Here is a 19370-nt window from a genome sequence, read left to right on the forward strand (position 1 = left end):
TCCTGTACGGCGCGTCGGACGCGAGATATGTTAATACGTAAATGTTAGCTTGACAGTGCGACACCGCACAGACGCGCATCGACGTAACGCACACTATTCGCGGGGCGAAAAGGCGGCCTCGAATCGTCTTTGCCGCCGGTCACTTGACTCGCAGGGAACGCGTGTTGACGAGCAAGCCTGAAAGCTACGGCAATCACCTCCTGGACCTGCTCCCGCGCAGTGTCAGCGGGCGGCTGTCGGCAGAAACGGAGATCGTCCAATTGGTGACGGGCACGGTTCTGCGGGCTCCGGGACAGGTTGCCCGCCATGTCTATTTCCCGCTGAATTGCACCATCTCGCTGCTCAACCTCACGCAGGACGGCAGCACCACCGAAGTGGCCGCCATCGGCAACGAGGGCCTGCTGGGCGTGCCGGTCATCCTGGGCGGGGGGAGCGCCGTGAACCAGGCCGCCGTCACCATGGCCGGACAGGCGCGCCGGGTCGATTCGGCATTGTTCGCCGCGGAGCTGGAGAATTGCACGAAAACGCGCGCCATCATGTTGCGCTACGTCCAGATATTGTTGACCCAGGTCGCGCAGAACGCCGTGTGCCTGAGGCGCCACGGCATCGAGCAGCGCCTCGCCCGCTGCTTGCTGCATGCCAACGACCGCGCCCTGTCCGAAACCCTCCTCGTCACCCACGACTTGCTAAGCAATGCGCTCGGCGTGCGCCGGGAAGCCGTCACCCACGCCGTCCACAGGCTTCACGAAGCGGGGCTGATCGAGAACCATCGCGCCCGGATCCAGGTACTCGAACGCGAGCGACTCGCGGCTAATGCCTGCGAATGCTACGACGCAGTGCAGGCGGAGTACCAGCGGCTGTTGGGGCCCGACTGACCCGCGTCGGGTTCAGCATTCGGGAACGTTGACCGCCAGCCCGCCTCGCGAGGTTTCCTTGTAGCTGGTGGACATATCCATCCCCGTCTGGCGCATCGTGGCGATGACCTGGTCCAGGCTGACCTTGTGCGAGCCGTCGCCGCGAAAAGCCATCCGCGCGGCATTGACGGCCTTCACGGCGCCCATCGCATTGCGCTCGATACAGGGGATCTGCACCAGGCCCGCGATCGGGTCGCAGGTCAGGCCGAGATTGTGTTCCATGCCGATCTCGGCGGCATTTTCGACCTGGGAATTGCTGCCGCCCAACGCCGCCACGAGGCCGCCGGCGGCCATTGAGCACGCCACGCCGACTTCACCCTGGCATCCCATTTCCGCACCGGAGATCGACGCGTTTTTCTTATAGAGGATCGCGATGGCGCCGGCCGTCAGCAGGAAGCGCACGATGCCCTCCTCGTCCGCCCCCGTGACGAAACGCCGGTAATAATGCAGCACCGCGGGAAGAATCCCCGCCGCCCCGTTAGTGGGCGCGGTCACCACCCGTCCGCCCGCCGCATTCTCCTCGTTCACGGCGAGCGCATAGGCATTGATCCAGTCCATGAAATCACCCGCGGCCCCCTCGCCGCACAACTCGCGATAGAGACGCGGCGCGCGGCGCGGGACTTTCAGTATGCCGGGGAGGACGCCCTCGGCCTGGAAACCGAGGCGCACGCAGTCTTTCATGAACTGCCATAGCTCGAGCAACTGCCGGCGCGTCTCCTCCACCGGGCGCCAGGCCGTCTCGTTCGCCAGCACCAGCTCGTCGATGCGCATCCCGTGGCTGCGGCACTGTTCCAGCAGCTCCGCCGCCGTGTCGAACGGAAACGGCACCTGCAGGGCCGATGTCGCATCGCTCTCCTGCTCGTCTTCGCGCACGATGAAGCCGCCGCCGACCGAGTAGAATCGCTCCATCGCAATCTGCTCGCCCGCGCCGTCGAATGCCGTGAAGCGCATGCCGTTGACATGCCGCGGCAGGATCTGTTCGCGGTGGAACAGCAGGTCCATGGCTTCGTCGAAGGCGATCTCGCGCTCGCCGAGCAGCTTCAGCCGCCCTTCGCCGCGAATGCGGGCGAGGCGCGCCTCGACGGTCGTGGGCTCGATGGTTTTCGGCTCTTCGCCCTCGAGGCCGAGCAGGATCGCGCGATCGGTGCAGTGGCCTTTGCCCGTCAGCGCGAGCGAGCCATACAACTGCGCGCCGACCCGCTCGATGCGGTCGAACACCGCGGTCTGCTGCAAGTCCAGCAGAAAGCGGCGGGCCGCCAGCATCGGACCCATGGTGTGCGAACTGGAGGGGCCGACGCCCACCTTGATCAGGTCGAAGATGCTGATGGACATCGCCGTGTGCGCCTCAGCGCTCCGAAAGCGAAAGAAGACCGGCGTCGCCCCCGACCGCCGAGGTGTTCACCGACAAGGTCCGTTCCGTCATGAAACGGTGCAGGTAGCCGGGGCCGCCCGCCTTCGGGCCGGTCCCCGACAATCCGGAGCCACCGAAAGGCTGCACACCCACGACGGCACCGACCATGTTCCGGTTGACGTAGACATTGCCGGCTTTCACCTTCGCGAACACCTCGCGGGCCCGCGCGTCGATGCGGCTGTGGACGCCGAGCGTGAGCGCGTAGCCGGTCGCATTGATGTTCTCGATGACCCGGTCCAGGTCGCTGGCGGGGTAGCTCACGACATGGAGCACCGGACCGAACACCTCGCGTTCCAGCTGCTCGATCGAATCCAGCCGCACCACGACGGGCGCCAGGAACGTGCCGTGCTCGCACGAGGACGGCAGGTGACAGCGGGCGACGACCCGGTCCTCCTGCTCCATGCGTGCCACATGCGCCTCCAGCGTCCCGCAGGCATCCGCGTCGATCACGGGGCCCACGTCGGTGGACAGCAGCGCCGGGTCGCCGATCGAGAGCTCTTTCATGTAGCCCTTCAGCAGCCTCAAGGTACGATCGGCGATGTCTTCCTGCAGGAACAGCACCCGCAGCGCCGAGCATCTTTGCCCGGCACTGTTGAACGCGGACTTGACCGTATCGAGCACCACTTGCTCAGGCAATGCGGAGCTGTCCACCAGCATGGCGTTCTGCCCGCCGGTCTCGGCGATGAGGGTCGGGATCGCACTGTCGCGGGCCGCGAGCGTCCGGTTGATGAGCCGCGCCACCTCGGTCGAACCCGTGAAGGCCACGCCGGCCAGCCGCGCATCGGACAGCACTGCCGCACCGATCTCCGGACCGCTGCCGGGAAGGAACTGCAGGACTTCGCCCGGCACGCCGGCCTCGTGGAAAAGCCTCACGGCCACCGCGGCCACCAGCGGCGTTTGCTCGGCCGGCTTGGCGAGCACCGTGTTGCCGGTCACCAGTGCCGCCGCCACCTGGCCGGTGAAAATCGCCAGCGGGAAATTCCATGGACTGATGCAGAGAAACACCCCCCGGCCATGCCAGGAGAGTTCGTTGCGTTCGCCGGTCGGCCCGGGCAGCCGTACGGGGGCCGCGAATTCCGCGCGCGCCTGCGCCGCGTAATAGCGCAGGAAGTCCACCGCTTCGCGCAGCTCGGAGACGGCGTCGGGCAGGGTCCGCCCACCCTCGCGGATGCACAGGCCCAGCAACTCGGCGGTATGCGCTTCGAACAGTTCGGCGCTGCGCTCGAGCGTGCTGGCGCGCAGCGCAGCCCCGGCACTCGACCAGCGCGGCTGCGCCGCCGCCGCCCCTTCCAGTGCCCGCATAGCCAGTTCCGGCGACGCCCATTCCGCTTCGCCGATCACCACGCGCTGGTCCGCGGGAGAACGCACGGCATGAACTTCGCCCCGGTCCGCGCGGCCGTTCACGATCGGCACCGCGCGCCGCGGCTTTGCCAGCGCCTCGTCCATGCGCGCGGCCAGCGGCTTGAGCACGCCCGGATCCGCGAGATTGAGCCCGCGGGAATTCGCCCGCTCGGTGCCGAACATCCCCGCCGGCGGCGCGATACGCGGATGCGGAATCTTCTCGAGCCCGTCCACGATGGCGACCGGATCGGCGACGATCTCATCGACCGGCGCCTGCTCGTCGACGATGCGGTGGACAAAGGAGCTGTTCGAACCGTTCTCGAGCAACCGTCGCACCAGGTAGGGCAGCAGGTCCTCGTGGTGCCCGACGGGGGCATAGACCCTGCACGGCACATCGAAATGCTGCTTGCCGATGACCTCGGCATAGAGCTCCTCGCCCATGCCGTGCAGGCGCTGGAATTCGAAACCCCGGTGCTCGCCCGCGAAATGCAGGATGCTCGCGACGGTCTGCGCGTTATGAGTCGCAAATTGCGGGTAGATGCCTGCCTGGGCCGCGAGCAGTTCGCGGGCACAGGCGAGAAAGGACACGTCGCTGTTCACCTTGCGCGTGAATACCGGATAGCTGTCGAGCCCGTTCTCTTGCGCGCGCTTGATCTCGGCGTCCCAGTAAGCGCCCTTCACGAGTCGCACGGGTATGCGTCGCCCGGTTTCCTCGGCCAGGGCGATGACCCATCGACAGGTGTCCAGCCCGCGCCGGAGATAGGCCTGCACGGCGAGCCCGAAGCCGTCCCAGCCGGCGAGCGCCTCGTCACGAAACACCCGCTCGAAAAGCTCCAGCGAGATCTGCAGGCGATCGGCTTCCTCCGCGTCGATCGTGAGTCCGACGCCGGCCTTGCGCGCCTCGACGGCCAGCGCGACGATTCGCGGGGTGAGCTCCTCGAGCACCCGTTCCCGCTTGGCGAACTCGTAACGCGGGAACAGCGCGGAAAGCTTCACGGAAATGCTGTCTGCGGCGAAAATGGAAGCGGGCTCCCGCCCGGCCGTGGCAATCGCGCGAATGCCCGCGTGATAGGCCTCGAGATAGCGTTGGCTGTCCGTCGTCGTGAGTGCGGCCTCGCCGAGCATGTCGAAGGAAAAGCGGTAGGCGGCGCCCTCTCCGGTCGCCGCGCGCTTCAGCGCATCGCCGATCGTGCGTCCCATGACGAACTGGTGACCCATGATGCGCATCGCCTGGCGCATCGCTCCGCGTACCACCGGCTCGCCGAGCCGGCTGACCAGCCGTTGCATGAACTTCGCGGGTTGCTCGACGTCGTGTTCCGCCGGACGGATGATCCGCCCGGTCAACATGAGTCCCCAGGTCGAGGCGTTCACGAAAGCAGAATCGCTGCTGCCGAGATGGCTGCGCCAGTCCGCGGACGAAAGCTTGTCCGAGATCAGCCGGTCGGCGGTGGCCTTGTCTGGCACCCGCAGCAAGGCCTCGGCCAGGCACATCAGCACGACGCCTTCCTGGCTGGAAAGATCGTACTTCTGCAGGAAGGCATCCAGCCCGCTGACCTGTGTCCGGTTGCGCCGCACCGATTCGACGAGCTTGAGCGCCGTCTCGCGCACGCCCTGCGCCGCCGCGGCATCCAGTCGCGCGATATCGGCCAGTTCCCGCACGAGCGTCTCCTCATCCGCGAGGTAGCGCCGGTTGACCTGCTCGGCTACGCGCGAAACGGGCTCAGCATCGTCGGGAAAGATGAAGGCCATGTTGCTTACTCCAGTGCGTTCAATGCGCGTTCCGTCGCCGCCAGCAGCGCCTCTGCGCCCACCGGCGCGCCCGCCGCTTCCTGCATCCACAGGTCGGGGCTGATGCTGCCGATCCGCGACATGCGCTCCACTTCACCGGCCACGTCGCCGGTCTTCTGCACCTGCTCCTCGATCTGGTGCGCGATGAGCCCGCCGATCGGGTAGTCCGGCAGGTAGAGGAAGGAATGGATCATGTGAGAATAGACACCGAGCAGCACCACGTCGCGCACGCCGAACACCGGCGCGTAATAGGTGTTCCATATGTCCCGGCTGATCTGCACGGTCGCAGCCTTGAGCTCGGCCGGGGTTGCATCCGGATTCGCATACATCCACCGCCATACCGCCATGTCCACGAGTGCGACGCCGGCAATCTCGAAAGTGCCCCAGAAATCATCCAGTGTCCGCAGTGCCGCGGCATCGGGATCGGGCTCTTCTTTGGCGAGGCCGAGCAACTCGAGATCGCGGGCCTGGAACACGAAGGCCAGGGCCTCGGTAAAGGCAGTGTTCGGCACCCCTTCCAGCAGGGTGTAATCGACGTCGTTGAGCGAGAAGGTCTGCTCCACGTTGTGGCCGAGCTCATGGATGGCGATGTTGTAGCCCTTGTAGTTCATCCCGCCGGGCTCGACCCGCGTGCGCAGGTGCGCCTTCTCCGAACGCATCCCCGCGCCCCAGGCGTGACCGGAGCCGCGGGCGGGTTCCACGACGATGTTCGCGGCGAGGTAGGCTGCGCGCTCAGGACTGTAGCCGAGCTTTTCCAGCAGTTCCGGCAGCGCCGCGTCGAAAGCCTCGGCCGTCGGGTAGCGTTGGGCGACGATCGCATCCAGCTCGGCGCCGCTGTAGCGGCCCGGCGCACGGAAGCCGTTGTACCAGATGTCGAAGGGCTCCAGTGGGCGGCCCAGGCGATCCTCGATGAGGCGCGCGATCCGGGGGACCAGCGGTGAAGAGACCACCTGCTTGAGCATCGCCTCCACGCGCGCCTCGGGGAGTTCCCGATCCTCGTCGAAACGCCGCGCGATCAGGGTCGGCGCGGCCGGCGAGTAGGGATCCGCGAGGCGTGCGGCCCTGAAGGTCTCCAGCAGGATCCGGTAACGCTCGTCGGCCTCGGCCGCGCTGTCCGGCGGCGGGCTGGCGCCCGCGGCCTCATCCACCGGGCCACCGTCGGGCGCGACGGCGGCGGGAGCGACGGTGTTGGCATACGGATCCCAGTCCACGGCCGGGTTGTCGATCACCACGGCAGGAATCGTCTGCTCGACGATGTGCTCCATGACGCGCTGGATCATTCTTTGCCGCGCCAGCGCGAGCGCCGGGTCCTCGAGCCCGTAATTCGCCTTGATCTCGTCGCGCAGGTTCCAGTGCGCCAGCAGCCGCATGCCGGCTGGAAACAGGCGCGCGCCGGTCGTGTCCACGAGGTTGTGCATCCAGATGTTGTACTCGGCGATGTACTGGTCGGACTGGGCGCCGGCACGCGCGATCGCCTGGTTGACCTCCGCCGGAACGCGGCGCCCGAAGCGCTGCGCCAGGCGCGCCTCCGCCCATTGCCGGCGCGTCCATTGGTCACCGTTTTCCAGGCGTTCGTCGAGGGTGGTCAGCGGAAAATTGAGCAGGGCCACGAAGGCCAGTCCGTTGCGAAACATGTCCTCGCCGAGGTGGGCGGACGGATCGAAGGCGGCGAACAGCGAATCGAAGGGACGGATGGGACCGAGATCGAGATCCGACTGCCGGCGCAATTCCAGCACCAGCTTGTTCATGTGACCGTTCATCTGCTCCAGCAGGTACTGGAAGCGTTCGAACATGGCGTCGAGCGTCGCCTGGTCGCCGGCGAAATGAGTGCGGGCGAAGGCTGCGAACGCCTCTGCATCGCCGTCATCAGCTCGCCACAGCCCCGCCGCCTGCTGCAACCCGCGACGAATCCGGGGGCGTTGCGTCTCGCCGTGCATTTCGGTCAACGCTTCCTCGAGCGCCGGCAGCGTGGCCTGCAGGCCGGGGACAGCCGTTTCCATGACCGGCGCGGCATAGGTCGTGCCGCCCGCGAACAGGCAGACGAGGACGAGAACGAGTGCAGCAGGCAACGACTTCATGAGCGGCTCCGGAAGTGGTTCAGAAAAGACGATACATTATCCCTTGCGGCGGCCATCGTGGCGATCCGCGCGTGCAGCAAGGCTTCAGCCGCCGGGGGACTTCGTGAAGCTGATGATCCGGCGCCGGTCGCGCTTGTCCGGCCGGGCAGCGGGCGGGCGACTGCCGGCGAGATCCCGCCGGTGCTGCCGGGCGGCCTCCCGCGCCGCGATACTGGATTCGCTTTCCTCGTAAAGCGCCCGCGCGGTGGCGGCCGGACCACGCCGGGCGGCCAGCGCAGTCACATGCACCTCGAAACGTTCCTCGCCACGCGAGATCTCGAGGCGATCTCCGGGACGCACCGCCTTCGCCGGTTTGACGCGCTGGCCGTTCAGGTGGACGTGCCCTCCTGCGATCGCCTCCTGGGCGAGGCCGCGGGTCTTGAAAAACCGCGCCGCCCACAACCAGCGATCCAGCCGCATATCCTGTTGCTCCATGCACTCCAGTTTAGCGCAGCACACACCGGTTGAACCTCCCGCGTTGCTATAATCGCCGCCTGACCGGGCCAGGACATGACGATGAACCAGGATCTACTCGACCGCCTTTCCGCGGAACTTGCGGCACTCAAGAGCGAGGGCCTCTACAAGTCCGAACGCGTCATCGATTCGCCACAGGAAGCGGCCATCAGCATGCTGGGCGGGCGCGAGGTCATCAATCTCTGCGCGAACAACTACCTCGGGCTGGCCAACCACCCGGAGCTGATCGCCGCGGCGCACGAGGCGCTCGATCGCTACGGCTACGGCATGGCCTCGGTGCGTTTCATCTGCGGCACCCAGACACCGCACAAGGAACTCGAGCGCCGTATCAGCGCCTTCCTCGGCATGGAGGACACCATCCTCTACCCGTCCGGCTTCGATGCCAACGGGGGGCTGTTCGAGACCCTCCTCGGCGAGGAAGACGCCGTCATCAGCGACCAGCTGAACCATGCGTCGATCATCGACGGTATCCGCCTGTGTCGCGCACGACGCTATCGTTACCGGCACAACGACATGGCCGACCTGGAGGCGAAACTCCGCGAGGCGGCCGATGCGCGCGTGCGCCTGATCGCTACCGACGGCGTGTTCTCGATGGACGGCACCATCGCCGACCTCGCGAGGATCTGCGAGCTCGCCGATCGTCATGACGCTCTCGTGATGATCGACGATTGCCATGCCACCGGTTTCCTCGGCCCGACCGGACGCGGCACGCACGAGCGCCATGGCGTGCTGGGCCGCATCGACATCATCACCGGCACCCTGGGCAAGGCGCTCGGCGGCGCTTCCGGCGGGTTTACCGCGGCGCGCGGCCCCATCGTGGAATGGTTGCGGCAACGCTCGCGTCCCTACCTTTTCTCCAACACGGTCGCGCCGGTGATCGCGGCGACGTCGATCCGGGTGCTCGACATGCTCGAGGCCGGCACCGAATTGCGACGCAAGCTGTGGGACAACGCACATTTCTTTCGCGAACGGATGAGCGCGCTGGGCTTCGAATTGAAACCGGGCGCCCACCCGATCATCCCCGTGATGCTGGGAGAAGCGAAACTGGCACTGGCGATGGCGGACCGCCTGCTCGAGGAAGGCGTCTACGTGATCGGCTTCGCCTACCCGGTGGTACCCCACGGGCAGGCCCGCATCCGCACGCAGATGTCCGCGGGCCACACCCGGCTGGACCTCGAACGCGCCGTCACGGCCTTCGAAAAGGTCGGCCGCGAACTCGGCGTCATCCGCTAGGCGGGCGGCGACGAACCTCTCAACCCTGAACAGAAACTAACGGAGCCTCTCATGCGCGCGCTCGTCAAGGCCAGGGCGGAGCCCGGGATCTGGATGCAGGACATCGGCCGCCCGGTGCCGGGCCCCAACGACGTCCTGATCCGGATCCGCAAGACCGCCATCTGCGGCACGGACATGCACATCTTCAACTGGGACGACTGGGCTGCGAACACCATCCCGGTGCCCATGGCGGTCGGCCACGAGTTCGTGGGGCGCGTGGAAGCCGTCGGCAGCGAGGTCCAGGGCATCGTACCGGGCGACCGCGTCTCGGGAGAAGGCCACCTGACTTGCGGGCATTGCCGCAACTGCCGCGCCGGGCGCCGCCACCTGTGCCGCAACACCGTCGGCGTGGGCGTCAACCGGCAGGGCTGCTTCGCGGAGTACCTGTGCATCCCGGCGAGCAACGTCTTCAAGCTGCCCGATGCCATCAGCGACGACGTCGCCTCGATCCTCGACCCGCTGGGGAACGCGGTCCACACGGCGCTGTCCTTCGACCTCGTCGGCGAGGACGTGCTGATCACCGGCGCCGGCCCGATCGGCATCATGGCGACAGCGATCGCCCGCCACGTGGGCGCGCGCCACGTGGTGATCACCGACGTGAACGATTACCGCCTCGACCTGGCCCGCCGGATGGGCGCGACGCGCGCCATCAACGTGACGCGGGACAAGCTAGACGACGTCATGCAGGAACTGGACATGCAGGAAGGCTTCGATGTCGGCCTGGAGATGTCGGGGAATCCGCAGGCGTTTCGCGACATGCTGCGCACCATGCACCACGGCGGCGGCGTGGCGCTGCTCGGCATCCCGCCGGGCGAGATGGCGATCGACTGGAACCAGGTGATCTTCAAGGGCTTGACCATCAAGGGGATCTACGGCCGCGAGATGTTCGAGACCTGGTACAAGATGGCGAGCATGCTGCAGAGCGGTCTCGACGTGAGCCCGATCATCACGCATCGCTTCGACGCCACCGATTACCTCGAGGGTTTCCAAGTGATGGGCTCGGGACAATCCGGCAAGGTCATCCTGGACTGGAGCTGACCCGGGCTCCGCGGCCTGCGGACCTCAGAAGCTGTCGCAGAAACAGTGGTAATAGAGGTTCCGCGGATCGCTGAGTTCGCCCAGCCGTTCGATATCCGCAACCACGCTGCGGACCGACGACGGTAACCGCTCGAGCCAGGACGAGGGCCAGCTGACCCAGCCGGCCCGGATCGCGCTGGAGAGAAAGTCGGCCATCAGGCGCTCGGCGAAATCCGGCGTCGCTTCGATGGTCTCGACGCGGAAATCCTCGCCGAGGCCCGCCATGTCGGCGGCGGATGCCAGGGCATCATCGAGCGTGCCCAGGCGATCCACCAGCCCTGCTTCCTGCGCCACCTCGCCGAGCCAGACACGGCCCTCTGCATAGCGCTGGACCTGCTCGCCGCGCAGCCCCCGGTGTTCCGCCACCAGGCCCTTGAAGCGAACATAAACCCCTTCGACCATCACTTCGAAAGCTTCTTTCGTCTCGTCGGCCAGCGGCCGGTCGAGGCGGAGTTCGCCGGTGTACCGGTGGGTGCCGACCCCGTCGACACTGACCCCCACGTTGTCCATGAGGCGGCCGAAATTGGGCAGCATCGCCACGACGCCGATGGAGCCTGTCACCGTGGTCGGGTGGGCCCAGATCTCGTCGGCGGCGATGGAAATCATGTAGCCGCCCGAGGCCGCCACGCCACCCATCGACACCACCACCGGCTTGCCGGCCACCCGCAGCATCTCGATTTCGCGCAGGATCGCCTCCGAAGCGAGTGCACTGCCGCCGCCGCTGTCCACGCGCAGCACCACGGCCTGGATGTCCTCGTCGTCGGCGGCCGCGCGCAGCAGTTCTCTCAGGCTGTCGTCGCCGATGCTGCCCGGCGGCTGATAGCCCGGCAGGATGTCGCCCTGCGCCACGATCAGCCCGACTGCCGGCGTGTCGTCCTCAACCCCCTGCACGTTCGCCGTGAGTTGCAGCGCCGCCTGGTATTCGTCCGCGCCGACACCCACGTAGTCGCCATCCTCGTCCCGGCCGCCCGTTTCCGCCAGCCGCTGCTCGAGATCGGCGATGGTGCGCATGCCGTCCGCGAGCCCGGCCTCCAGGGCCGCCTGCGCAAGGTCGCCGCCGGCGGCCCGCAGCCGCGACAGGATATTGTTCGCGAAGTCATCGAGCAGCTCGGGCTCGAGGCCCCGCGCGTCCGCCACCGCAGCCCGCCACGCCGCCCACATCCCGTCGGCGATGGGTTGCATGTTTTCCCGGGCCGCCGCCGACATGCTGTTGCGCACATAGGGTTCGCCGTAGCTCTTGGCCTCGCCGGCCGAGAAGACGTGCCAGTCGATCGACAGCTTGTCGAGGGCCTCGCGGAAATAGTTGCGGTAGAAGCCGTAGCCCTGGAAAAACATGGCCCCGGCGGGATCGAGGTAGAGTTCGTCGGCGTGGGCGCCGAGATAAAGCTGGGGCTGGCCGATGTAAGCCCCCGACGCGACCACCGGCTTGCCGGTCTCGCGGAACCGGTCGAGCGTGGCAGCGACCCGTTCGAGCTTGTCGAGACTGCCACCCTGGAAACCGTCCAGCTCGAAGTGGATGGCCGTGACCCGCGCATCGCCGGCCGCATCCTCGATCACCTGGACCAGTTCGCTGACCAGGACCTGGCCCGCCTCGAGACCCTGCGCCGCTTCCAATGCCCGCTCCAGCGGCTCACCCGTGTACTGCTCCACCAGGACGCCTTGCGGGTTGAGTACCAGTACGAAGGCATCCGGGAGCGGCCCCGGCCGCTGGGCGAAGATCAGCACCAGCACCAGCAGCACCAGCAGCATCAGGACGAGGTGCACCACGCGGCGCACCCCGTCGAGCACGCGCCAGGCGTAGCCGAAAACCCGACCTACGCCGCGCAACAAGGAATCAGACCTTTTCCTTGATGCGGGCGGCCTTGCCGGTGCGATCGCGCAGGTAATACAGCTTGGCGCGGCGCACGTCGCCCCGACGCTTCACCTGGATGCCTGCGATGGCCGGGCTGTAGGTCTGGAACACACGCTCCACGCCCTCGCCATGCGACATCTTGCGCACGGTGAACGCGGAGTTGAGGCCCCGGTTGCGGCGCGCGATGACCACGCCCTCGAAAGCCTGCAGGCGCTCGCGGTTGCCTTCCTTGACTTTCACCTGCACGACGATGGTGTCGCCCGGCGAAAAGTCGGGGAATTCCCGCTGCATCTGCTCTTTGTCCAGTTCTTCGATAATGTTGCTCATATCGCTCACCCGCGCCCAAGCTTGTAGTCGATTCAATCCGCGCCGCCGGTTGCCCGCTCGGCGATGTATTCCTCCAACAGCTCCCGCTCCTCGGCGGAGAGCTCCCGGTCGGCCAGCAATCCCGGCCGCACCGTCCAGGTCCTGCCGAGCGCCGCCTTCAACCGCCAGCGCCGGATGGCCTCGTGGTCACCCGACAGCAGCACGGGCGGCACCTGCAGCCCGTCGATCACCTCCGGCCGGGTGTAGTGGGGACAATCCAGCAAGCCGTTGCTGAAAGAATCCTGCACCGCAGAATCCGCGTCCCCGAGCACCCCCGGCACCAGCCGCGCCACCGCGTCGATCACCAGCATCGCCGGGAGCTCGCCCCCGCTCAACACGTAGTCACCGACCGTCAGCGCCTCGTCCGCCTCCATGCGGAACACTCGTTCGTCCATCCCCTCGTAGCGTCCCGCCACGAGCAGCAGTCCCGGCAGGTCCCGGTACTCCGCCGCCACCGCCTGGTCGAACACCCTGCCGTGCGGTGACAGGAACACTGTCCTGCTGCCTGCGGGCAATGTCTCCCGGGCCGCCCGTATCGCGCTGCGCAGCGGCGCGACCTTCATCACCATCCCGGGCCCGCCGCCGTAGGGCCGATCGTCCACCGTGCGGTGCACGTCCGTCGCGAAAGCCCGCGGGTCGGTGGTATCGAGCCGCAGCAAGCCGCGCTCCACCGCCCGTCCAACCACCCCGAAACGACCGATCTGCTCGACCAGTTCCGGAAACAGCGTCACCACGCCGAAGTGCATGGCACCGCCCTCAGAAATCCGGGTCCCAGTCGACGACGATCCGTCCGCCGGCCAGGTCCACCTCGTTCACGTACCGCCCCGGCAGGAACGGCAGCAAGCGCTCCCGCTCCCCCTTGACCACCATCACGTCGTTCGCGCCGGTGGCCATCATGTTCTCCACCACCCCGAGCTCCACGCCTTCGGTGGTGATCACCCTGAGGCCGACCAGGTCGGCCCAGTAATACTCGCCCTCCGCCGGGGCCGGCAAACGGTCACGCTCGACCGCAAGTTCCGCGCCCACGAAGCGCGCTGCCTGGTCCCGGTCCGAGCAGCCCTCGAAGCGGGCGACCAGCGCTTCATTCTGGCGCCGGCCTTCCGCCATGCGGACCTTTTCCCAACGACCATCGCGGTTCAGTTCGAGTTCCGCGTAGTCCAGCAGGTTCTCCAGCGGGTCCGTGAAAGACCAGAGCTTGACCCAGCCGCGCACACCGTAAAGTCCGCCGACCCTGCCGAGGACCACCCGCCGCTCATCGGTCATGATCCCTGCACTCCCGGCACGCCCACGCGTGCCGCCGGCTGCCTCAGGCGGCCTTCTTCTGGAACTGCTTGATCAGGCTCGCCACGCGCTCGGAGGGCTGCGCACCATGCCCGATCCAGTAGTTCACCCGCTCCAGGTCGAGCTTCAGCGGCTCTTCCTGGCCGGTCGCGATCGGGTTGAAGAACCCGAGCCGCTCGATATAGCGCCCGTCGCGCCGGTTGCGGCTGTCGGTCACCACCACGTGGTAGAACGGCCGCTTCTTAGCGCCGCCCCGGGTCAGACGAATCGTCACCATGAGTCCAGATTTCCTCGTTCGTGCCGGACGCAATGCGGGGAAATCCCGCGCACCGCGGAGCCCCCGACTTGTCGGCGGCCGCAAGTAAACGCGTTATTCTACTTGAAATCAGCCCAATGGGAAGAGCTGCGGCGGGCGCCGTCAACCGAAGCCGGGCGGCAGGCGACCTTTCATGGCCCGCATCATCTTGGCCATCCCGCCCTTGCTGAACTTCTTCATCATTTTTTGCATCTGGGCATGCTGCTTCAGGACCCGGTTGACCTCCTGGACCTGGACCCCGGCTCCGCCGGCGATGCGGCGCTTGCGGGAGCCATCGACGATCGCCGGATGGCGCCGTTCCCTTGGCGTCATCGAGTCGATGACGGCGGCCTGCTTGCGCATCTCGCGCTCGCCCATCCCGGAATCCAGCTTGCCCGGCATAGCATTGCCTGGCAGCTTGTCCAGCAATCCGGCCAGCCCCCCCATCTCCTGCATCTGGCGGATCTGGTCGCGCAGGTCCTGGAGCGTGAAGCCCTGGCCCTTGGCCAGCTTTCGGGCGAGCCGATCGGCCTGGTCGCGATCCACCTTCTGTTCGACTTCCTCGACCAGCGACACCACGTCGCCCATGCCGAGAATGCGGGAAGCGAGCCGCTCGGGATGGAAGGGTTCGAGCGCGGTGGTCTTCTCGCCGGCGCCGACGAACTTGATCGGCTTGCCGGTGACCTGGCGGACGGACAAGGCCACACCGCCGCGGGCGTCGCCGTCGACCTTGGTCAGGATAACGCCGGTCAGCTCGAGCGCTTCACCGAAGGCGCGCGCCGCGTTGACCGCGTCCTGGCCGGCCATGCTGTCTACGACGAACAGCGTCTCGACGGGGTTCACGGCGTCGTGGATGCGCCGCGCCTCGCTCATCATCGCGTCGTCGACATGCAGGCGGCCGGCAGTATCGACGATCAGCACGTCGCACATCGAGCGGCGGGCGGCCGCCACCGCGCGCTCGGCGATCTCCACCGGATCCTCGCCGGCATCGCTGGGGAAGAACTCCGCGCCGACCTCGGTCGCTAGGCGCTCCAGCTGGAGAATCGCGGCCGGGCGATAGACGTCGGCGCTGACCAGCATCACCTTGCGTTTTTCCCGTTCCGCCAGCCGCCGCGCGAGCTTCGCCGCCGTGGTCGTCTTGCCGACGCCCTGCAATCCCGCCAGCATCACGATCGCGGGCGGTTGCGCCCTGAGATCGAGCGTCTCGTTCGCCGAGCCCATGGTGTGGACGAGCTCGTCGTGGATGATCTTGATGAAGGCCTGGCCCGGCGTGAGGCTCTTCGCCACCTCCGCGCCGAGCGCGCGGCTGCGGGTGCGCTCGATGAAGTCCTTGACCACCGGGAGGGCGACGTCGGCTTCCAGCAGGGCCATGCGGACCTGCCTTAACGTGTCGCGGATATTGTCCTCGGTGATCCGCCCACGCCCCTTGAGCGCATTGCCGGCGCGGGACAATCGGTCAGTCAGGTTCTCGAACATGGGGTTCAGGGTCTCGGGGCGGTCAGGAGCCGGAATTATAACCGCGCCGCGCGGGCTTGATGCGGTGCCGGATTCTACTGCGATGCGGCGCTGTGTCAGAATGCAGCCTGGACCTGGCTCCGAGTTCGTGCTGATGCTGCCGATCGTCGTCTTTCTTCTCTACATGGCGTCCGGGATGCTGCTGTTGCGCAAGCAACTGGTGGATGCGCCGGCCGGGACAATGACCCAGGGCGTCGGCCCGGCACTCCTCCTCGGGGCCGCGGGCCTCGGCCTGCATACGCTCTCGCTGGCGACCCTCGTGATGGCCAGGGGGGGACCCGGGCTCTCCCTGGGCGGGGTGCTGTCGCTGGTGGCCTGGCTGCTGGCGCTGTTCGCGCTGCTGGTCGCCATCAAGCCGCGCTTCGTCGGGCTCGCCGCCGTCCTGCTGCCGACCGCCGGGATCGCCGCGCTGGGCGCGCTCATCCCGCAGCCGGTGACGCCACGCGACGTGGCCCCCGACTGGGGCATTCATGCCCATGTGTCCATGTCGATCCTGGCCTACAGCCTGCTGAGCCTCGGGGCCGGGCTCGCCATCCTGTTCCTCTATCGCGAGCGGACGCTGCGCCGCCGCCAGCTGTCCGCGTGGACGCGCATCCTGCCACCGCTGGAGTCCCTCGAGACCGCCCTGTTCACCGCACTCGCTGCCGGGTTCTCGCTGCTTACCCTCGCGCTGTTCAGCGGGCTCATGTTTCTCGAGGACATCTTCGCCCAGCACCTGTTGCACAAGACGGTGCTCTCGCTGGTCGCCTGGGCCGTGTTCGCCGTCCTGCTGTTCGGCCGCCTGCGCCTCGGCTGGCGGGGGCGCCAGGCCGTGCACTGGGTCCTGGCCGGCTACGGCCTGCTCGCGCTCAGCTATTTCGGCAGCCGATTCGTCCTGGAGTTTCTGCTCGGCCGCCAGTGGGGCTGAGAGGGCCTGCCCGCATTGAGTGACGTCCCCTTGAGCACGCTCTTCATGCTGCTTGGGCTGCTGCTGGTGCTCTCCGCGTTCTTCTCCAGCACGGAGACGGCGCTGATGAGCATCAACCGTTACCGGCTGCGCAACCGGGCCCGCCAGGGACAACGCTCGGCCCGGCTGGCGGAAGCGCTGTTGCAGCGACCGGACCGCCTGATCGGGCTGATCCTGCTGGGCAACAACTTCGTCAACATCTTCGCCTCCTCCCTGGTGACCGTCATCGCGCTGCGGCTCGGCGGCGAAGGTGCCATCGCCATCGGGGCGGGGATCCTGACGCTCGTCATCCTGATCTTTTCCGAAGTCGCGCCGAAGACCCTCGCCGCCCTCTACCCGGAGCGCCTCGCCCTGCCGGCGGCTCTGGTCTATTACCCGCTGCTCAAAATAACCTACCCCATCGTCTGGCTGGTGAACCTGATGGCCAACGCGGTGTTGCGCGTGCTCGGGGTGCGGGCCGACCAGGTGCAGGGGCACGCCTTGTCACACGAGGAGCTGCGCACGGTGGTGAACGAGGCCGGCGCGATGATTCCCAAGAAGCACCAGCGGATGCTGATCGGGGTGCTGGAGCTGCAGGATGTCACCGTGGACGACATCATGGTGCCGCGAAACGAAATCGACGGCATCGACCTCGAGGACGACTGGGACGATGTCGTCGAGCAACTGACGGAAAGCCAGCACACCCGGCTGCCGGTCTACCGCGGCGACGTGGACGGCATCGTGGGTATCCTGCACCTGCGCACCGTGATGAACGAACTGGCTCACGCGGAGCTCACGCGGGAACACCTCGTGGCGAAAGCGCTGGAACCGTATTTCGTGCCGGAGGGTACGCCGCTGCATACCCAGCTGCTGAACTTCCAGCGCGCCAAGCGCCGCCTCGCGCTGGTGGTGGACGAGTACGGCGACATCCAGGGGCTGGTCACGCTGGACGACATCCTCGAGGAAATCGTCGGCGAGTTCACCACGGATCCCGCAGACATCTACCGGGACGTACAGACCGAGGCCGACGGCAGCTTCATGGTGAACGGCGCAGCGAATGTCCGGGAACTCAACCGCATGATGGGCTGGCGGCTGCCGACAGACGGGCCGAAAACGCTGAACGGGCTGATCGTCGAGCGTCTCGAGACGATCCCTGAAGCGGGAGCGGTGCTGCAGCTGGCGGGTTACCGGCTGCAGATCGTGCAGACTGCGGACAACGCGGTGCGCACCGTGCGCCTCCACCCGCCGGGCCGCCCGCTCCCCGGCGAAAGCTAGCTGAACGCAGCTTCGACGGCCTCGTCCAGCCGCTTCACGCCGATGACCTCGAGCCCCTTCTGGCGGGCACGCGGGGCATTGGCTGCGGGAACGATGGCACGTTCAAAGCCATGCTTGGCCGCCTCGCGCAGGCGTTCTTCCCCATAAGGCACCGGACGGATCTCGCCGGCGAGCCCCACCTCGCCGAAAGACACGAGACCCGGCGCCAGAGGGCGATCCCGCAGGCTGCCCAGCGCGGCCAGCAAGACCGGCAGATCGGCGGCCGTCTCGACGATGCGCACACCTCCCACGACATTGACGAACACGTCCTGGTCGAACATCGCAATGCCTGCGTGGCGATGCAGGACCGCGAGCAGCAAGGCCAGGCGGTTGCCGTCGAGGCCAACCGCGACACGCCGCGGGTGTCCCGAGCGCGTCTCGTCGACGAGCGCCTGGACCTCCACCAGCAGCGGCCGGCTGCCTTCTCGCGCCACCATGATGGCGCTGCCGGAGACGCCACCATCGTGACCCGAGAGAAAGATCGAGGACGGGTTGGGCACCTCGCGCAGCCCCTGCTCCGTCATGGCGAAGACGCCGATCTCGTTCGCGGCCCCGAAACGGTTCTTCACGGCGCGGATGATGCGGAAGCGGCTGCCCAGGTCGCTCTCGAAATACAGCACCGTATCGACCATGTGTTCCAGCACGCGCGGCCCCGCGATCGCGCCGTCCTTGGTCACGTGCCCGACCAGGAACACGGCCGGCCCTCCCTGTTTCGCATAGCGCACGAGACGTGCCGAACTCTCGCGCAACTGGGCCACCGCGCCCGGCGCGGAATCCAGCGCGTCCGTGTGCATGGTCTGGATCGAGTCCACTACCAGCACGCGCGGCTTGACGGTCTCGGACTGCGCCAGGATGCGCTCGATATTGGTCTCGGCCAGCAGCTGCAGGCCGCCGGCCTCCATGCCGATCCGGCGCGCACGCATGCCGACCTGGCGCAGTGATTCCTCGCCCGTGACGTACAGGGCAGGCAGTTCTCCGGCGAGGCGCACCGCCGCCTGCAACAGCAGTGTCGATTTGCCGATGCCCGGGTCGCCGCCGATGAGGGTGACCGAGCCGGGCACCAGGCCGCCGCCGAGCACCCGGTCCAGCTCGCCGATGCCCGTGGGCCAGCGCGCTTCGATCTCGCCCTCGACCTCCGACACGAGTCGCGGCGCGTCGCCGCTCCAGCCGACAGCGCGTGCACGCGGGACCTCGCGACTCTGCTCCATCGTGTTCCAGCGACCGCAATCGGGGCATTGCCCGGCCCACTTGGGGCTGGTGCCGCCGCAATCGTTGCAGACAAACAGGGTCTTCGTCCTGGCCATCCAATCCCCCGGGACACTGCGCAAGTCCCGCACGGTACACAGCGGCGCGCCAGGGCCGCAAGCCCGCGTACCCGGCACATTAGTGTGATGCCGGCCTCGGACTTGTGGGAAAAGGGCGTTAAGC

The 19370-nt window shown here is 67.3% G+C and carries 16 protein-coding genes; 5 read left to right on the forward strand and 11 right to left on the reverse strand.

The window, feature by feature from the left end:
* Positions 1-164 precede the first annotated feature (164 nt).
* Entirely contained in the window at positions 165-875 is a 711-nt protein-coding gene (locus G6032_RS03680; protein WP_165280783.1) for a Crp/Fnr family transcriptional regulator, read from the forward strand.
* 12 nt (positions 876-887) lie between these two features.
* Here G6032_RS03680 and G6032_RS03685 read toward each other — a convergent pair whose 3' ends face one another.
* The 4 genes from G6032_RS03685 to G6032_RS03700 all read right to left on the reverse strand — a co-directional run bounded on the left by G6032_RS03685 (position 888) and on the right by G6032_RS03700 (position 8006).
* Positions 888-2246, reverse strand: coding sequence for an L-serine ammonia-lyase (locus tag G6032_RS03685; RefSeq protein WP_165280784.1), 1359 nt, complete (start codon positions 2244-2246; stop codon positions 888-890).
* A gap of 13 nt (positions 2247-2259) precedes the next feature.
* Positions 2260-5415: a bifunctional proline dehydrogenase/L-glutamate gamma-semialdehyde dehydrogenase PutA gene (gene putA, locus G6032_RS03690; RefSeq protein ID WP_165280785.1), complete on the reverse strand. Its 3156-nt coding sequence runs from the start codon at positions 5413-5415 to the stop codon at positions 2260-2262.
* Positions 5416-5420: 5 nt separating this feature from the next.
* Positions 5421-7532: a hypothetical protein gene (locus G6032_RS03695; protein ID WP_206211783.1), complete on the reverse strand. Its 2112-nt coding sequence runs from the start codon at positions 7530-7532 to the stop codon at positions 5421-5423.
* Between the two features lie 84 nt (positions 7533-7616).
* Positions 7617-8006, reverse strand: a complete 390-nt coding sequence (locus G6032_RS03700) for an RNA-binding S4 domain-containing protein (protein ID WP_165280786.1) — start codon at positions 8004-8006, stop codon at positions 7617-7619.
* Positions 8007-8087: 81 nt separating this feature from the next.
* Between G6032_RS03700 and kbl the strand changes: the two genes are divergently transcribed.
* Positions 8088-9278 carry a glycine C-acetyltransferase gene (gene kbl / locus G6032_RS03705; RefSeq protein WP_165280787.1) on the forward strand — a complete coding sequence of 397 codons (1191 nt, stop codon included), beginning with the start codon at positions 8088-8090 and terminating at the stop codon, positions 9276-9278.
* A 51-nt stretch (positions 9279-9329) separates the two neighbouring features.
* Positions 9330-10355 carry an L-threonine 3-dehydrogenase gene (tdh, locus tag G6032_RS03710; RefSeq protein ID WP_165280788.1) on the forward strand — a complete coding sequence of 342 codons (1026 nt, stop codon included), beginning with the start codon at positions 9330-9332 and terminating at the stop codon, positions 10353-10355.
* Between the two features lie 24 nt (positions 10356-10379).
* Here tdh and sppA read toward each other — a convergent pair whose 3' ends face one another.
* The 6 genes from sppA to ffh all read right to left on the reverse strand — a co-directional run bounded on the left by sppA (position 10380) and on the right by ffh (position 15664).
* A complete protein-coding gene (sppA, locus tag G6032_RS03715; protein WP_165280789.1) occupies positions 10380-12224 on the reverse strand; it encodes a signal peptide peptidase SppA in 1845 nt (614 codons plus the stop codon).
* A gap of 4 nt (positions 12225-12228) precedes the next feature.
* Complete coding sequence (rplS, locus tag G6032_RS03720; protein ID WP_165280790.1) at positions 12229-12573, reverse strand: 50S ribosomal protein L19; 345 nt, start codon at positions 12571-12573, stop codon at positions 12229-12231.
* Between the two features lie 32 nt (positions 12574-12605).
* The gene (gene trmD, locus G6032_RS03725) at positions 12606-13358 is read right to left on the reverse strand and encodes a tRNA (guanosine(37)-N1)-methyltransferase TrmD (RefSeq protein ID WP_165280791.1); all 753 of its coding nucleotides are present in this window, start codon (positions 13356-13358) and stop codon (positions 12606-12608) included.
* A gap of 10 nt (positions 13359-13368) precedes the next feature.
* Positions 13369-13875: a ribosome maturation factor RimM gene (rimM, locus tag G6032_RS03730; protein WP_165280792.1), complete on the reverse strand. Its 507-nt coding sequence runs from the start codon at positions 13873-13875 to the stop codon at positions 13369-13371.
* A 43-nt stretch (positions 13876-13918) separates the two neighbouring features.
* Positions 13919-14170: a 30S ribosomal protein S16 gene (rpsP, locus tag G6032_RS03735; protein ID WP_165280793.1), complete on the reverse strand. Its 252-nt coding sequence runs from the start codon at positions 14168-14170 to the stop codon at positions 13919-13921.
* A 141-nt stretch (positions 14171-14311) separates the two neighbouring features.
* Positions 14312-15664, reverse strand: coding sequence for a signal recognition particle protein (ffh, locus tag G6032_RS03740; protein WP_165280794.1), 1353 nt, complete (start codon positions 15662-15664; stop codon positions 14312-14314).
* 100 nt (positions 15665-15764) lie between these two features.
* Between ffh and ccsA the strand changes: the two genes are divergently transcribed.
* Together ccsA and G6032_RS03750 are read left to right on the forward strand one after the other, a co-directional pair.
* Positions 15765-16610 (forward strand): cytochrome c biogenesis protein CcsA, encoded by an 846-nt coding sequence (gene ccsA / locus G6032_RS03745; RefSeq protein ID WP_165280795.1) that lies wholly within the window; start codon positions 15765-15767, stop codon positions 16608-16610.
* Between the two features lie 15 nt (positions 16611-16625).
* A complete protein-coding gene (locus G6032_RS03750; protein ID WP_165280796.1) occupies positions 16626-17903 on the forward strand; it encodes an HlyC/CorC family transporter in 1278 nt (425 codons plus the stop codon).
* Here the strand turns inward: G6032_RS03750 and radA are convergent.
* On the reverse strand, positions 17900-19246 hold the full coding sequence (gene radA, locus G6032_RS03755) for a DNA repair protein RadA (RefSeq protein ID WP_165280797.1): 1347 nt from the start codon (positions 19244-19246) through the stop codon (positions 17900-17902). The two genes, G6032_RS03750 and radA, sit on opposite strands and share 4 nt — an antisense overlap.
* Positions 19247-19370 lie beyond the last annotated feature (124 nt).

This window comes from Wenzhouxiangella sp. XN24 (assembly GCF_011064545.1).
Classification (GTDB): domain Bacteria; phylum Pseudomonadota; class Gammaproteobacteria; order Steroidobacterales; family XN24; genus XN24.

Excerpts from the sequence above, each read along its gene's own strand:
- putA (WP_165280785.1), bottom strand. The coding sequence starts at position 5,415 with ATGGCCTTCATCTTTCCCGACGATGCTGAGCCCGTTTCGCGCGTAGCC.
- radA (WP_165280797.1), bottom strand. The coding sequence starts at position 19,246 with ATGGCCAGGACGAAGACCCTGTTTGTCTGCAACGATTGCGGCGGCACC.
- rpsP (WP_165280793.1), bottom strand. The coding sequence starts at position 14,170 with ATGGTGACGATTCGTCTGACCCGGGGCGGCGCTAAGAAGCGGCCGTTC.
- tdh (WP_165280788.1), top strand. The coding sequence starts at position 9,330 with ATGCGCGCGCTCGTCAAGGCCAGGGCGGAGCCCGGGATCTGGATGCAG.
- ccsA (WP_165280795.1), top strand. The coding sequence starts at position 15,765 with ATGCAGCCTGGACCTGGCTCCGAGTTCGTGCTGATGCTGCCGATCGTC.
- G6032_RS03685 (WP_165280784.1), bottom strand. The coding sequence starts at position 2,246 with ATGTCCATCAGCATCTTCGACCTGATCAAGGTGGGCGTCGGCCCCTCC.
- rimM (WP_165280792.1), bottom strand. The coding sequence starts at position 13,875 with ATGACCGATGAGCGGCGGGTGGTCCTCGGCAGGGTCGGCGGACTTTAC.
- kbl (WP_165280787.1), top strand. The coding sequence starts at position 8,088 with ATGAACCAGGATCTACTCGACCGCCTTTCCGCGGAACTTGCGGCACTC.
- rplS (WP_165280790.1), bottom strand. The coding sequence starts at position 12,573 with ATGAGCAACATTATCGAAGAACTGGACAAAGAGCAGATGCAGCGGGAA.
- trmD (WP_165280791.1), bottom strand. The coding sequence starts at position 13,358 with ATGCACTTCGGCGTGGTGACGCTGTTTCCGGAACTGGTCGAGCAGATC.
- G6032_RS03700 (WP_165280786.1), bottom strand. The coding sequence starts at position 8,006 with ATGGAGCAACAGGATATGCGGCTGGATCGCTGGTTGTGGGCGGCGCGG.
- ffh (WP_165280794.1), bottom strand. The coding sequence starts at position 15,664 with ATGTTCGAGAACCTGACTGACCGATTGTCCCGCGCCGGCAATGCGCTC.
- G6032_RS03695 (WP_206211783.1), bottom strand. The coding sequence starts at position 7,532 with ATGAAGTCGTTGCCTGCTGCACTCGTTCTCGTCCTCGTCTGCCTGTTC.